Origin of the sequence: Vibrio sp. EJY3, assembly GCF_000241385.1 — a bacterium.
Taxonomy (GTDB): Bacteria; Pseudomonadota; Gammaproteobacteria; order Enterobacterales; family Vibrionaceae; genus Vibrio; species Vibrio natriegens.
The window spans coordinates 2,508,829-2,523,805 of sequence record NC_016613.1; the positions used below are offsets into that span (position 1 = coordinate 2,508,829).

Annotated in this window: 9 protein-coding genes; 3 read left to right on the top strand and 6 right to left on the bottom strand. The window is 46.4% G+C overall.

From position 1 onward, the window contains the following. Nucleotides 1-88: 88 nt before the first annotated feature. The 4 genes from truA to VEJY3_RS11340 form a co-directional block, all read right to left on the bottom strand. A complete protein-coding gene (gene truA, locus VEJY3_RS11325) occupies nucleotides 89-883 on the bottom strand; it encodes a tRNA pseudouridine(38-40) synthase TruA (RefSeq protein ID WP_014232609.1) in 795 nt (264 codons plus the stop codon). A 124-nt stretch (nucleotides 884-1,007) separates the two neighbouring features. Further along, nucleotides 1,008-5,096, bottom strand: a complete 4,089-nt coding sequence (locus VEJY3_RS11330) for a FimV/HubP family polar landmark protein (protein ID WP_014232610.1) — start codon at nucleotides 5,094-5,096, stop codon at nucleotides 1,008-1,010. Nucleotides 5,097-5,296: 200 nt separating this feature from the next. After that, the gene (locus VEJY3_RS11335) at nucleotides 5,297-6,310 is read right to left on the bottom strand and encodes an aspartate-semialdehyde dehydrogenase (protein ID WP_014232611.1); all 1,014 of its coding nucleotides are present in this window, start codon (nucleotides 6,308-6,310) and stop codon (nucleotides 5,297-5,299) included. Further along, nucleotides 6,307-7,440, bottom strand: a complete 1,134-nt coding sequence (locus tag VEJY3_RS11340) for a 4-phosphoerythronate dehydrogenase (protein WP_014232612.1) — start codon at nucleotides 7,438-7,440, stop codon at nucleotides 6,307-6,309. Before VEJY3_RS11340 ends, VEJY3_RS11335 begins: the two co-directional genes overlap by 4 nt. A 541-nt stretch (nucleotides 7,441-7,981) precedes the next feature. On the opposite strand from VEJY3_RS11340, the gene VEJY3_RS11345 reads away from it, so the two are divergent. Further along, nucleotides 7,982-9,901: an ABC transporter substrate-binding protein gene (locus VEJY3_RS11345; protein WP_014232613.1), complete on the top strand. Its 1,920-nt coding sequence runs from the start codon at nucleotides 7,982-7,984 to the stop codon at nucleotides 9,899-9,901. Between the two features lie 359 nt (nucleotides 9,902-10,260). Continuing rightward, entirely contained in the window at nucleotides 10,261-10,416 is a 156-nt protein-coding gene (locus VEJY3_RS25730; protein WP_158308261.1) for a hypothetical protein, read from the top strand. Nucleotides 10,417-10,542: 126 nt separating this feature from the next. On the opposite strand, the gene VEJY3_RS11350 is transcribed toward VEJY3_RS25730, so the two are convergent. Then, nucleotides 10,543-11,295, bottom strand: coding sequence for a DeoR/GlpR family DNA-binding transcription regulator (locus VEJY3_RS11350; protein WP_014232614.1), 753 nt, complete (start codon nucleotides 11,293-11,295; stop codon nucleotides 10,543-10,545). A gap of 331 nt (nucleotides 11,296-11,626) precedes the next feature. Between VEJY3_RS11350 and VEJY3_RS11355 the strand changes: the two genes are divergently transcribed. Further along, a complete protein-coding gene (locus VEJY3_RS11355; protein WP_014232615.1) occupies nucleotides 11,627-13,450 on the top strand; it encodes an alpha-L-fucosidase in 1,824 nt (607 codons plus the stop codon). A gap of 230 nt (nucleotides 13,451-13,680) precedes the next feature. Here VEJY3_RS11355 and fabB read toward each other — a convergent pair whose 3' ends face one another. Then, complete coding sequence (gene fabB, locus VEJY3_RS11360; RefSeq protein ID WP_014232616.1) at nucleotides 13,681-14,892, bottom strand: beta-ketoacyl-ACP synthase I; 1,212 nt, start codon at nucleotides 14,890-14,892, stop codon at nucleotides 13,681-13,683. Between the last annotated feature and the right edge of the window lie 85 nt (nucleotides 14,893-14,977).

Genomic DNA, 14,977 nt, shown 5'->3' on the forward strand with positions numbered 1-14,977 from the left:
TTGTACCTATTTTTGTTATCATAAATAGCGCATAGTTTCCGTACACATTCAGTGTAAGCTACCGATATTTTGAAGCAAGTTTGTAAATTTAGTTCAAATTATCTGGTAAAAATAACGGGCCGATCGGTACGCGTGGTAAATCAAACTCTTGCGGATAATCTACATCGACCAAATATAGGCCTTCTGCTTTTGCTGTCGCTCCGGCAAGTTTGCGGTCTTTTGCCTCTAACAGCCACTTAATCCATTCAGGATTTTCTTCGCCACGTCCAACTTTTATCAGGCTGCCTGTAATATTGCGCACCATATGATGAACAAAGGCGTTCGCTTTAATATCAATGACAACATAATCACCATGACGAGTCACGTTCAGGTGCATCATGTTGCGACATGGACTCAGAGACTGACAGTGAGCTGCTCGAAATGATGAAAAGTCATTTTCTCCCAACAAATACTGACCTGCTTGATGCATTTTTTTCTCATCCAGATCACCATGATAGTGACTGACACCCGAACTTAAGATCCCCGGACGTAAAGCGTGATTGAAAATGATGTAGCGGTAACGGCGCGCTGTTGCTGAGAATCGAGCATGGAAATCGTCTGATACTTCCTTTGCCCAGCGAACAGCGATATCACCTGGCATGTTCGCATTTGCGCCCATCGTCCAAGCCACCATTTTTCGATCTACGTTGGTATCAAAGTGAACAACTTGTCCGGTGCCGTGTACACCAGCATCAGTACGACCTGCACATTGCACTTCTACAGGGTGGTTTGCAACGATAGACAATGCTTTTTCCAGCTCTTCTTGGACGCTTTTTACGTCTCTCTGGCGTTGCCAACCAAAGTAGTTTGTACCGTTATACTCGATACCTAATGCGATTCTCATCTTAACCTTCGAACTCTAAAATGGGGCGGGAAGTATATACCCAACTCACCTCTAGTTGCCAGTTTCAGCGAGAATGACTTTGCTTGCAGAGACAAAAAGGGCGGCTTACGCCACCCCTATTGATTTATCTACCATTAATGGAGTCGATGAGGTTTTTCGCTTCACGGCGAACGTCATCTTCACCGAATACAATAGCTTCTTCCAGCAGTTTGATCGCCCCTTTCGGATCGTTCATTTCTAGGTATATCTTAGCTAAATCCAGCTTACCTGCGCCTTCTGCATCGGAATCGACGTCCACATCAGTGATGTCACCAATGACATCCGGAAACTCATTTAACCCAACATCCAGCTTCAAGTCTTGTTCTTCAAACTCTCCACTCTCGTTATCAACCTGTGCCATCAATTCATCAATAGTCATGAATTGACTTTTCTTAGGATCAAAATCGTCCAGGGTCGTTTGCTGTTCCCAGTTTTCTTCAGCAATTTCTGGTTCGCTCAGAGCCTCTTCTGAGTTCCAGATGTCTCGCTGATCTTCAGGTACATCCTCGGCTTCCGACGCGCTATTATCATTCGGTGTTTTAAAACCTTCCCAATCGTCACCGATATCAAACATAGTCTCGAAGTCCATGCCTGCGCTGTCTATCGTGTCGCGATCTAACTGGCCTTCAAAAGCTTCAGATTCGCCTTTTTCAGATAACAGACTTTCCATATCAGACTCAGCTAAACCAGCAATGTTTGGTTCTTGAGTGGTTTGAGTCGGTTCTGGCTCTGCATCTAGGCCATTCTGCTGCTGAGCAAACAGTTCGAACAGTGCATCATGATCGTTGTCTGCTTTCAGCGTAATTTTAGGGCTGACGGGGGATTCTGAATCTGGTGCTGTCCTATCAGACATAGACGCAAGCGCGTCATCTTCTGTGAATTCTGGCAGATCTAACTCATCAAATTCAAACTCGTCGTCCGCTTCTGAAACGGCTTCAGGTCGTTCACTTTCCGATTCGGCTAACTCTGGCTCATCCGCCATGGAGGCCAAGGCATCTTCTTCGCTGAATTCTGGTAGTTCTAACTCATCAAATTCAAACTCATCGTCTGCTTCTGAAACGGCTTCACGTCGTTCACTTTCCGAATCTGCTGCCTCTGGCTCATCCGCCATGGAGGCCAAGGCGTCTTCTTCGCTGAACTCTGGTAGTTCTAACTCATCAAATTCAAACTCATCGTCCGCTTCAGAAACGGCTTCAGGTCGTCCACTTTCCGAATCGGCTAACTCTGGCTCATCCGCCATGGAAGCCAAGGCGTCTTCTTCGCTGAACTCTGGTAGTTCTAACTCATCAAATTCAAACTCATCGTCCGCTTCTGAGACGGCTTCAGGTCGTTCACTTTCCGATTCGGCTAACTCTGGCTCATCCGCCATGGATGCTAGGGCGTCTTCTTCGCTGAACTCTGGTAGTTCTAGCTCATCAAATTCAAACTCATCGTCCGCTTCTGAACTAGCTACAGGTCGTTCACTTTCCGATTCTGCGCGCTCCGGCTCATCCGCCATGGATGCCAAGGCGTCTTCTTCGCTGAATTCTGGCAGCTCTAACTCATCAAAAGCAAATTCGTCTTCGTCACTCTCTTCGGACGTTGTAGCAGTAGGCTCTAGTTCCTGTTTTGTTTCGGACTCTGGTTCAGATTCATCCAGTAACCAGTCCTCTTCGAGCGGCATGCCAAATTCATTTTCAACGGCATTCGGCGTTGGTGTAAATTCAGGCTCAGATTCCTTTTCTTCTGTATTTAGAGATTCTTCTAGCTCATCAGACAACGAATCCAGCTCAGAAGGCTCCTCTTTGTTGTCTTGCTCTTCAGAACTTGCGTCATCGTGACTTGATTCAAAAAGCTCATCCAACTCACGCATCAAAGGATCGTATTCGAGTGAGATATCCTCAATATCTTCCAAGAATTCATCACTAACAGCCGTTTCACTCGCTTGCTTTTCAGGTTCTTGGTTCTCAGGCTGTTGCAACAGCTCAGGCTGATGCTCATTAAGAAGCGCATCAATATCTAAGTCCGACTCAAGCTCTAGATTATCCTTAGCAGAATGAACTGGCTCTATTTGACTCGCTTGGGCTTCTTCTAATGGGAAATCCTGCGTACTTTCTGATTTAGGAGCACTCTGCTCTCGCTGGTTAAGCTCGCTTTCTGGCGCATCATCCTCACGAATCAGCTCATCAAACGGATCGAGTTCACCAGAGACCTCATCATCTAACGAATGATTAATGTCATCATCAAGCAACTCATCAAGCAAATCGACACTGTCTGCGTCCAGCTCTTCGAATTCCTCACTGCCAAAGCCTGACAATGATTCTAGTTCGTCAAGCGGATCAAATTCGTCGTCGGCCTCATCGCCATCAAATTCGATAAGTTCATCCAATAAGTCCGTGCTGTTCTCATCGATATTGTCATTACTATCGGATAAGTCGAAAAGGCTGTCATCCAACTCTGAAGCACTGATCTCTTCGGTTTTCGTCACGCCCTCTTGTTCATTGGAATCAAGCGAAGGCTCCACTCCACTAGCAGGCGTTTGCACTTCAGACTGCTCATACTGAGCCAGAAGGTTGTCAATTTCATCATCTGATGCTTCACCGGCAGTAAACGAATACTCTGAAACGGTTGATGAATCTTCATCCAAGTCTCCAGTAGTATCATCAAGCTCAGCTAACAATTCGTCCAACGTCGCTTGGTCTATTTGCGCACTAACTTCTTCGTCTTCCGGTGTGTCGTCGGCTAATAGTTCTGCGAAGAGATCTTCTTTTTCAAACTCTTCCCCCTCACCTTCCGACAGGTCAAAGTCTGGTTCATCAAGAACTTCGAGTTCCGGCGAGGCCTCGTCTAACGCTCGCTCCATTTCTTCAAGGCCAAGTGCTTTCTCTTCACCATTGACTTTGATTCCGTTCGTTGAGGATTCAAACTCGTCAAAGCCGACGTCAAGGTCACCATCGTCACCGATACCAGCGAAAGGATCTTCGCCATCATCACCTTCTAGATTGAAATCAAGCTCTTCATCCTCAAGACCAGCAAAAACATCATCCTCTAACTCAGGAGTGCTCGCCTGCTCAGATAAAATATCGTTCTCTTCATCGGCGAAGAGATCGTCATCCAGATTCAATTCTTCTTCGAGCTCATCCGCTGCAGCCAAACCAATTGGGGCCGCTAGTGGATCAACCGCTGGAGATTGCTGCTGCGAAGCTGGAGCTGGCTCTTCTTCTTTGCTGCGACGACCGAGTAGCATGACGACTAAGAACGCAAGTAACGCGCCTGGAATAAGCGCCGCCAGTCCAACAAGCCAGCCATTAGATAAGAATTTGTCTAATGCGGTTGGCTGCATGCGCTGCTGCTCATCAGCACGCTGGCGCTCTTCTGCCAACAGTTTTTCAACTTCTGAGCGGATACGCTCTTCATCGTTAAGTTCATTTTTCAGTGTCTGAACTTCACTCTGCACTTCTGACAGCATCAGGCGTAAACGATGATTTTTTTCTTCCAGAGAACTGAGCTCGCTCTGTGAACCTTGCAGTTTCGCTTTTAGCTCAGTGACTTGCTGCTCACCTTTCGCAGACGTATTGACTGGCGGAACAGCAGCAATTGGTTCATCGGCCTTAACCGGTTCAGCGTTAACAGGCGTAACCGACTCTGGTTGAGGAGACACTGGTTGAGGGGAAACGGGTTCTTGCTTGACTTGCGGTGCTGTTGGCTGTGGCTCTGCGCGCTTAACCACTTTTGGCTTAGTGACAGGCTTAGTCTGTTTGAGTTTAGCCTCATGCGCCTTCATGATTGCGACGGCTTGCTCTGTGCTCGCACTTTGCACTTGCTCCAAGGAAGGAAGACGCAGTCTGCTTCCCGGGATCAGTTCGTGGATATTTTGATTTTCGAACGCTTGAGGGTTGATTCGATAGATAGCAAGCAACGTTTGTTGAACTGTCACGCTGCGAGATGGCCGCACTTGAGACGCGATCGACCATAACGTCTGATTTTCACCCGTAGGCCCGATAAAACGAGAAGGCTGAGAATTTGCAGGAGGAGCGGGTAATGCTCGTTCAATCTCTTCAGCATAGCTAGGAGACGATTGCACTTCACCTGAAGGTCCAACAAGACGAATTCCTTCGGCTTGAACCACTGACGATGTCTGAGTCGCGCTTATTAACACTAAGGTTGTTAACAAACGCTTATAAATTTGGCGCATAGAAGGCTCAGTTTTGTGCTTGATACAATTTGAAATGGTGATCAGTTAAATATATCGGATATATCAAGCAAAACTATAGCTTTAGGTGTAAAAAATGTGTGACATTAACCATATTCGTACTAATCTCACACAATTACTCGCGGATAGAACAAAAAAAGCCCCGCATGATGCGAGGCCTTGGTTTCAATAACTCTAAGAGCTTAGTAGTAATCGCGAATAAGCACTTCTGCAATTTGTACAGCGTTCGTTGCCGCGCCTTTGCGTACGTTGTCTGCCACTACCCACAAGTTAATGCCGCTGTGATGGCTGATATCGTTACGGATTCGACCAACCATAACGTGGTCCTTGCCGCCCGCATCACGAACTTGAGTTGGGAAATCTTCGCCGTGGAACACTTCAACACCCTCAGTTTGCTCAAGGAGGTTAATCACTTCTTGCGCATCGATTGGCGAACGAGTTTCAACGTGAACGGCTTCTGCGTGACCGTAAAACACAGGAACACGCACACAAGTTGGGTTTACCGTGATACTTGGGTCATTGAAGATTTTTTGCGTTTCCCACACCATTTTCATTTCTTCTTTGGTGTAGCCGTTTTCCATCATCTGATCGATTTGTGGAATACAGTTAAACGCGATCTGCTGTGAAAACTGTTTTGTTTCCGCTGGCAGACCATTAAGCAACTTGGCTGTTTGACCTGCTAGTTCATCAATACCCGCTTTACCTGCACCCGATACCGACTGGTAAGTTGAAACGTTGATGCGCTCAATACCTACTGCGTCATGGATTGGTTTTAGTGCTACCAACATTTGAATGGTAGAGCAGTTAGGGTTCGCAATGATGTTACGGTTACGGAACTCTGCAATGGCTTCCGGGTTTACTTCTGGAACCACTAATGGAATGTCGTACTCGTAACGGAAGTGTGACGTGTTATCGATAACAATCACACCTTCATCAGCAGCAATTGGCGCCCACTTTGCTGACAGGTCGCCACCAGCAGAGAATAAACCGATGTGTGCTTGTGACCAGTCAAACTCTTCTACGTTTTGTACGCGTATGGTTTTACCATTAAAGCGGTAAGTCTTGCCTTCACTGCGCTCACTCGCCAAAAGGTACAGTTCACCTACTGGGAATTTGCGTTCTTGAAGCACTTCTAAAATTGTTTCACCGACCGCTCCGGTCGCGCCTAAAATGGCAACATTATATTGTTGGCTCATTGACTTACCTCAATCTGAAAACCTAGTTCTGCTAATGGGGCAAGATTGCAAGATTCATTACCCATTAGAGTGACAGCGCTGTATTCACGGCGATCCCAGTAATTTTTACGCATCAGGTCAAAAGCACCCGGCTTACCGATTTCGCGACGGAAAAGAGCGTCATCTTTACGCACATCATAAATTAACTGCGTGATGTTATGCAGTGTTGCTTCATCCCATGCTCTATCCAACATCATGGTTGGCACTGGCGCGGTTGGCAATAAATCGCTGGCATGCGCACGTAATTCGTTATTTAAGAACTCACAGTAGCTATTGAAAATCATTGTTGTACCACGAGCTTTCCCTTCCAGACCATAGCCTGCAACGTGAGGGGTGGCGAATGCTAGCAGAGGCAGAAGCTCCATATCAACCTCTGGCTCAAATTCAAATACATCCAGAGCCGCAGTGAAGCCATCATTTTTCTGTAATCGACGCTTTAATGCGCTGTTGTCAACAATTGGACCTCGCGCGGCATTGATAAGAATTTGATCTGCACGTAGACCGTTTAATACCGCTTCATCAAACATATGATGGGTTGGGTACTTGCCTGCTTTGGTAATTGGCGTATGCACGGTGATGATGTCTGATGTTTCAATCAGCTCTTCAAGCGGCGTAAAGCTACGCGGGTCACCCTCTTCCTGCTTGAACGGGTCGTTAAGCATCACTTTGATGCCCATGCCTTTTAAGCATTTTTCCAAGTAGCTGCCAACCTGCCCAGCGCCGATAATCCCGACGGTTTTATCAAAGACAGAGAAGCCTTGTTGCTGCGCCAATACCATCATTACGCTGAACGCATATTCTGCAACACCAACTTTGTTACAGCCCGGCGCTGCCGTAAAGAAAATACCTTTTTCTTTTAGAAGTGATTGATCAACATGATCCATACCTGCAGTCGCGGTACCAACAAATTTAAGTTTGTTTGCTTTACTGATCAGCTCCGCATTGACCTTGGTAACAGAGCGAATCATAAGTGCATCAACATCAATCAGATCATCAGCCGTTAGTGAACGGCCCGGTTTTAGAATCACTTCACCGATTTGGCTGAATAGTTCTTCAGCGTACGGCATATTTTCATCAACAATAATTTTCATAGCGCCAGCGTTTTAAGGTCCATTTTTAAAAATTGCAGTGATTGTGCCTTTTTCCCGAGAAATCTCAAGAAATATACCCAAATGACTTCCAGCCCCTGTCGAAGGAGAGTGTGAGTTTGTCGCAGCTCATCAATGGATAGTTACGCGGTAAAACATTTTTGCATAGAAACGTTTCAGTCTCGCAAATACCTCTAACTAGGTTGAGCATTATCATCAACATTTATAGGAATCAGGTTGAGTATTTGTGTATCGCTATTGACCATCCGTGGTCTTACTTACCATTGCCCGAACAAACTTAACTCCCCGATAAACGGGCAAAAATAAATAATGATGGGCAATAGCAGATGGGCCTATCTGACTTTTTTTGAGAGAGTACTCGCAGAACATCTGTCGTTCCACCACATATTAATCAGACTCGAATAAATTAGTTGAAACATCGTTTCGGAATGTTTGTTTAAGCATCGTTGCTAACCCGTTCCTTGGCGAACACGGATAACCCGTGACTGTTCTTTCGACGTGAAATAAATAATAAAGGTGCCCTGTGAAAAATACTGCCCTACCCCTTTTTGTTACCCAAGTTGCAGCAAGTGTTGCGCTTGCAATCTCCTTTTCCAGTCAAGCGGCCACATACAATGAAGCGCCACAATTAGCTGAATTAGTTAACTCCGGAACGCTGCCTGCAGTGGAAAAACGCCTACCGGAAAACCCGTTGGTCGTTGAACCGATTGAATCTATTGGCCAATACGGTGGAGAGTTACGACTGCTGGGTCTGAAGAAAGACAATGGCCATCGTATGCGTATGCTTAAATACGACAACCTGTTCAACTTCAACCGCACTTACACCGGCATTGAGCCAAACTTAGCCACTGGCTACACGGTCAACAAAGATTTGACCGAATACACCATTACCCTGCGCAAAGGCATGAAGTGGTCTGACGGTCACCCATTTACCGCTGAAGACATCGCATTTTATATCGATCTGATGAACCGTGACGACTGGTCTGGTAACCGTCCGTTTTTTGCCCGTAATGTAGGCGACGCCAAAGCAGAAGTGATCAACACCAACACGATTAAGTTCACTCTGTCTAAACCAGACGGTATGTTCATCCGTAAGCTGGCCAACACCGACGGCTCCAACATCGTTCAGTTCCCTAAACATTATTGCCAACAGTTCCTGCCTGAATTCAACAATAACGCCGAAGCAAACGCCAAAGCAGCGGGATTTGATAGCTGGCAGCAGTACTTCCAGACCAAGTGCCGCGCTCACTACTTCTTTGAGCACTACACCAACCCTGAGCGCCCAACCGTTAACGCCTGGAAAGTGAAAGTTCCGCCAGGTCCAAAAACACAGTATGCCGTATGGGAGCGAAATCCTTACTACTGGATGGTAGATACAGCGGGCAACCAACTGCCTTATCTGGATAGTATTTATTTCTCCTATTCTGAGAATAAAGAAGAAATGGTGTTGCGCGCTGCTGCAGGTGAGACTGATTTCCAAACCCGCCATATCGGCCTGAGCACCTATCGCCCTATGTTGATGGATAATCAAGAAAAAGGTGGCTACAAATACGACTTCCGCCCTAGTACTAGGATGAACGCTTTAGTCTTACCGTTTAACCAAACGCATAGAGATCCAGTTAAACAAGAGCTATTTAGCAATAAAGATTTCCGTATTGCTCTGTCTCATGCCATCGATCGTGATGGGATCAGTGAAACCATTTACTCCGGTGTAGTAAAGGCTTATCAGGCGGCACCAGCCGAAGGCTCTGCTTTCTATGATGAAGAGTTCGCCACGCAATTTACCAAGTATGACCCAGATAAAGCCAATAAGATGCTGGACGCTATCGGTTTGAACAAACGTGACGAACAAGGCTATCGTTTGGATAAAACTGGTGAACGTCTGCGTATTGAAGCCTTGATGGATCAATCTCACGTAGGCGAGCGCACCGACATCCTTGAGTTAGTTAAAAATGACTGGCGAGAAGTGGGTATATTTTTAGATATTCGCATTGTTGAAGGTTCATTTATGCAGACACAGCGCCTCGACAACAACTTCGATTTACTGCCGCCTCCAGGCGATGGTGGTATCGGTGTATTGGACTCGTTCGCGAACTATGCAGTGCAGAACCCTGCCTCTACCTGGGGCATTGGTTACTACTACTGGATGTCTGATAAAAACCATGCCACAGCAGTTGAGCCGCCGGCGCATGTGAAAAAGCAAATCGAGCTGTATCGCAAAATGGGGGAAACTGCATCTCAGGAAGAGCAAAACAAACTGATGAAAGAAATCCTCCAGATCTCCAAAGAAAACTTCTACACCATCGGTACAGTGTCTTCTTTGGATGAAGGTGTTGTAATCAAAAATGGCGTACACAATACCGATACGCAAGTACCGGATTCTTATTCCATTGCTTCTCCAGGTCCAATGCGTACTTCGCAGCTGTGGAAAGAGTCACAATAATATAACTTAAGAGTGAAAAAGCCGGCCATGCCGGCTTTTTTATGCACAAAACAAATGTATGCCCCAAAGCGTATCGTAAAGTCGACGCTATGCCCGTTTCTCACTAACCGAACCGATTGTCCGTCTTCAGAATTACTTTGGCGCACAGGCAAGCACACCCAACATTAATTCTCTGACGCAAACTATCTGTATTAAATTGGAGGGAGGATAAAAGAAGAGATCGACACGATACGACGTGAATTGAAGTTAACCGCGTAGGTTCTCATCAGCGGCGATCAGGCCTTAATGCAGCAGCAGGATAGCCTTGCGCTTGGCGATGCCTCAGCACTCAGATAGCTTGGCAGCCCAAAGGCTGCATAATGTATGCGAGGAATATCGTTGCCGGATCTGGCAGCGATCATGTAATGAATGGCGGGAATGTCATTGTTCAGAGTGGAAATAGCGGCACAGTGGATGGCATGGTTACGCCTACGGTAGTGCATCTACAGGCAGGTAAGACTTGCCGCATATATTAGCTACTGCTAAACCGGCGCAAGCAAAACGTAACAACTTGGATTCAACGTTTTCAGTAATGGAGATATCTTCCGTTTCGTTCTATCTCTTCTTATTTCTGTTTCTTTGTTTGTTTTATATCAGCGAGCTTATCCATCAATAACCAGAACCTGGTTTTTCTTAAGGCACTGCCGTAACTTACTGTTTACTCGGCAGTCACTGATAAAGATATCTATCTCTGTGGCATCACAAATCTTGATCAGCCCCTTTTTGCCTATTTTGCTCGTATCGGCAAGCAGTACCACCTGAGCCGCACAACCCAACATGCGACGCTTGATGGAGGCATTTAGTTCGTTCGACTCCCAAACGGCTCCGTTTTCATCGACCCCACTGCAGGACAGTAAAACCACATCCAGATTCAGACGGGACAACGCCTGTTCGGCAATAGGGCCGTGAAAGGCAGAGTATTTGACGGAAAAACTGCCCCCAGTGACAATGACTGACACCTGTTCTTTTGATGCTATACATTGCATTATGCCAGTGGAATTGGTTACCAAAGTGCACGCCATATCGGGCATCTGTCGGGCAACGTGCAGACAGGTAGAGCTGGCATCCATTCCAATGACGCTTCTCTCGATAAGGTAGTGCTGTGCATGCTTTGCCATTACATGCTTAGCTTGTGCGTTTAACTTCTGTCGTGAGGAGAATGTCTGGCCTATGTCACGAGTCTGCAGGCTGACTGCACCACCATGAGTACGACATAACAGGCTGTGTTTTGCTAATGTATTCAGATCGCGGCGTATGGTCTCAACAGAGACGCCATACTCGACAGCTAACTCCTCAACCTTAACCTCACCTTGCTTTCGGACTTGATCAACAATGTGATTTTGTCTGTTGTTCATGCTCTAAACATCACTTAATGAAACATCATTTCAATAAAGCAAATGTTAAGTTGAAAATTGCAAGCACAGCACCCGTTCAAACTGTTTGTGCGATTAATATCACGCAAGTCCGGGCAAAGTGGGCGTTTTGGTTGAAGGATTACAATGAGTTGATGACCGATTTAAAAAGGTAACGGTTGAAGCGGGCATTAACCTGCATTAGGTAAGAGCGTATTTACATCAACAAACCAAAGTTAGCGTGAGAAAGCTCGCATCTAACTGCACCTGACTCTATTGAATCAAACAAAACAATTATTATGAAAAGGCATTTCATAAATTAGACAGGTGTATCATGACCAAGCCCACAGCAGGTGAGCTGACAGGAACAAGCAGCCAGGCTACAAGCCAGTTGGACAATCGCAATGCCTTTACTGGCGTCAGTAAGCAAGGGCTGAACCGCTGGAAAAAAAATACCTTTGGCATGTTTATCCACTGGGGGCTTTATTGCCACCGGGATCTGGCCGGGTATTATCAGGGACAATACTACGACATCATTAGCGAATGGCTGCCCCACTTTGCCCGTATTCCTATGCGGGACTACAAAGAATACGCTTCTGACTTTAACCCTAGCGAATTTGATGCCGACCAGGTAACGGCGTTGGCCAAAACAGCCGGGATGAATTACATGGTGGTCACAGCTAAGCATCACGACGGGTTTGCCATGTATCACAGCCCATCACATCCTTTCAACATCACAGACGCCACACCGTTTAAACGCGATCCAGTCGCAGAACTCAGTCAAAGCTGTCGTCATAAGGACTTGGATTTTGGCCTGTATTATTCGCATGTGATCGACTGGGAGAACGAAAACGCAGTGTCAAAAGCCCCCAATGATTGGGACTTCAACCCAGACCAAGCCAATTATCAGGAATACTGGAATAACAAGTGCTTACCTCAGGTTAATGAATTGCTTGAGCAGTACGGAGATCTATGTTCGCTGTGGTTTGATATGGGAGGCTTTGATGTACAAGAAGAAGCTGACCACGTACGTCGGATCGGCGAACTGATGGCATTAATCCGGAAAAAACAGCCTGATGCGGTGGTTAATAGCCGAGTTACGGCACCGGAATGTGAGTACCAGTTGGATTGGGATATTAAAACCGGCCATGATAACTACATGGAGCCACTTTATATCAAGCCATATTACTGGGAAGGCATTGCTACCAGTAATGACAACTGGGGTTATAGCCGCAACGACAACAATACCAAATCCAGTAAGGATCTGATAAACCAGCTGTGTTCTGTAGTCAGCCGGGGCGGAAACTTTCTGCTCAATATAACTCTGGATCATAACGGGCGTATTCCCCAGTCCCTTGTGCGATTACTTAGCGAGATAGGCCAATGGATGCAGGTGAATCAGGAAGCGGTGATCGATACAGAAGCTACCCCGCTGCAGACCGGCTTCAATTGGGGCGTGGTAACACATAGACCAGCCACCAATAAGCTGTATCTGCATGTGCAGCGTCAGCCAGAGCAAAACGTTATCTGCTTACATAGTCTCAATAATCGAATCAAACAGGTGCGATTGCTTGATAATCAAATCAAAGGCCATGTTTCCTATTTGCAGAAAACACATACGGATACGGGCATCACGGCCAGCACCCTCAACCTGCAACTCGGGCACAATTATGATCGGATGCCTCTGGTGATCGAGCTGGAGTATGACGGTGAGCTGGACATCAATCCTATCGTCCATCAGGACCGACTGGCCAAAGTGCGCCTGGACACGCTCAATATCGCTCACTTTGATCCTGAAAAACTCACTTACCGCTGGACCTTCCAAATTCAGAGCCCGGGCCGGTTCGCCTTAGATCTGGTTTCTTTGGAAACCATGCATCATAAAGACCCTCAATGGGTACACAACGGTAAAACCGGTCGCATAAGTTGTGGAGGTCAGTCTTGGGAGTTTGAGCTAAACCTCGACAAAACAGACACCAACGATGCCCAGGTACCGTGGAAAAACATTCACAGTCGCTTGGGCGAGCTGCATTTTCCCCAAGCCGGTGAATATACACTGGAGTTCAGCGAGTTGCCGCTGGCTATCGATCAGTCTGAGAAATATGGTCAGGATTACATTAATCTTGAATATCTGCAGTTGGGCCCCCGCTTGGCGTGAGCCTGAAATTTGCTGATAACTCGGTGAGGTGTGACTCTTATTACACCAAATAAAAAGCCCGGCATTAAGCCGGGCAAAGTTCCAGAACAAAAGGATCTTATCCCGCTCTCCTTGGGATAAAGTCTGCGTCTGTTCGACCAGTTAAACTGATCAAGCTCTGGAAACTGGTTTGTTGGGACACTTCTTCGTCGAACGAAAGGCCCCAACAATTTCGATTAGCAGTGTACTGACTAACCTTGGTATTTCTTGATAACTAGCGTTGCGTTAGTACCGCCAAAGCCAAAGCTGTTTGACATTACCGTATCGATCTCAGCATCACGAGCTTCAGTCACGATATCCAGACCTTTCGCAGCTTCATCCAAGTTTTCAATGTTGATGCTTGGAGCAATGAAGTTGTTGTCTAGCATTAGCGTTGAGTAAATCGCTTCGTGAACACCAGCTGCACCTAGTGCGTGACCAGTCATCGCTTTTGTCGCAGAGATTGCAGGGCTGTTTTCACCAAATAGCTCTTGAATCGCACCTAGCTCTTTCACATCACCTACAGGCGTAGAAGTACCATGTGTGTTGATGTAATCGATGTGGTCAACGCCTTGCATTGCCATCTTCATACAACGAACAGCACCTTCACCTGATGGCGCTACCATGTCGTAGCCATCAGAAGTCGCACCGTAACCTACGATCTCACCGTAGATTTTCGCGCCACGCGCTAGTGCATGCTCTAGTTCTTCGATAACCAGCATACCGCCACCACCAGAGATAACGAAACCGTCACGGTCAGCATCGTACGTACGAGATGCTTTTTCTGGAGTGTCGTTGTACTTAGTAGAAAGTGCGCCCATCGCATCAAACATCATAGTTTGAGACCAATCTAGCTCTTCACCACCACCCGCAAATACGATGTCCTGTTTACCAAGCTGGATTAGCTCCATAGCGTGGCCAATACAGTGTGCAGAAGTTGCACAAGCTGAACTCATTGTGTAGTTCACACCGCGAATTTTAAACGGTGTAGCAAGACACGCAGAAACAGTAGAAGACATGGTACGTGGAACCATGTATGGACCAATACGCTTCACGCCTTTCTCACGCATCGTATCTGTCGCTAGTGTTTGGTTTAACGCAGAAGCACCACCAGAACCAGCAACAATACCAGTACGATCGTTTGAAACTTGATCGTCAGATAGGCCAGCGTCTTCGATTGCCTGCTGCATTGATAGGTATGCATAAGCAGCCGCATCACCCATAAAGCGCATCTGTTTACGGTCGATGTGTTCCGCTGGGTTAATTTTCAGATCACCCCATACTTGCGAACGAAGACCGTGTTCTTTGAACTGCTCAGATGCAGTGATGCCAGATTTGCCCGCTTTAAGAGACGCTAGAACTTCTTCGACGTTGTTACCGATACTTGAAACAATACCCATACCGGTGATTACGACTCGTTTCATTATGACATTCCTATAATTCAAAAATCCGCTAGATAATAACTAAGATAGTCAACAAAAGTGGTCAGCTTTCCTATAAATTCGTACA

Excerpts from the sequence above, each read along its gene's own strand:
- truA (WP_014232609.1), bottom strand. The coding sequence starts at position 883 with ATGAGAATCGCATTAGGTATCGAGTATAACGGTACAAACTACTTTGGT.
- VEJY3_RS11330 (WP_014232610.1), bottom strand. The coding sequence starts at position 5,096 with ATGCGCCAAATTTATAAGCGTTTGTTAACAACCTTAGTGTTAATAAGC.
- VEJY3_RS11335 (WP_014232611.1), bottom strand. The coding sequence starts at position 6,310 with ATGAGCCAACAATATAATGTTGCCATTTTAGGCGCGACCGGAGCGGTC.
- VEJY3_RS11340 (WP_014232612.1), bottom strand. The coding sequence starts at position 7,440 with ATGAAAATTATTGTTGATGAAAATATGCCGTACGCTGAAGAACTATTC.
- VEJY3_RS25730 (WP_158308261.1), top strand. The coding sequence starts at position 10,261 with ATGTATGCGAGGAATATCGTTGCCGGATCTGGCAGCGATCATGTAATG.
- VEJY3_RS11350 (WP_014232614.1), bottom strand. The coding sequence starts at position 11,295 with ATGAACAACAGACAAAATCACATTGTTGATCAAGTCCGAAAGCAAGGT.
- VEJY3_RS11355 (WP_014232615.1), top strand. The coding sequence starts at position 11,627 with ATGACCAAGCCCACAGCAGGTGAGCTGACAGGAACAAGCAGCCAGGCT.
- fabB (WP_014232616.1), bottom strand. The coding sequence starts at position 14,892 with ATGAAACGAGTCGTAATCACCGGTATGGGTATTGTTTCAAGTATCGGT.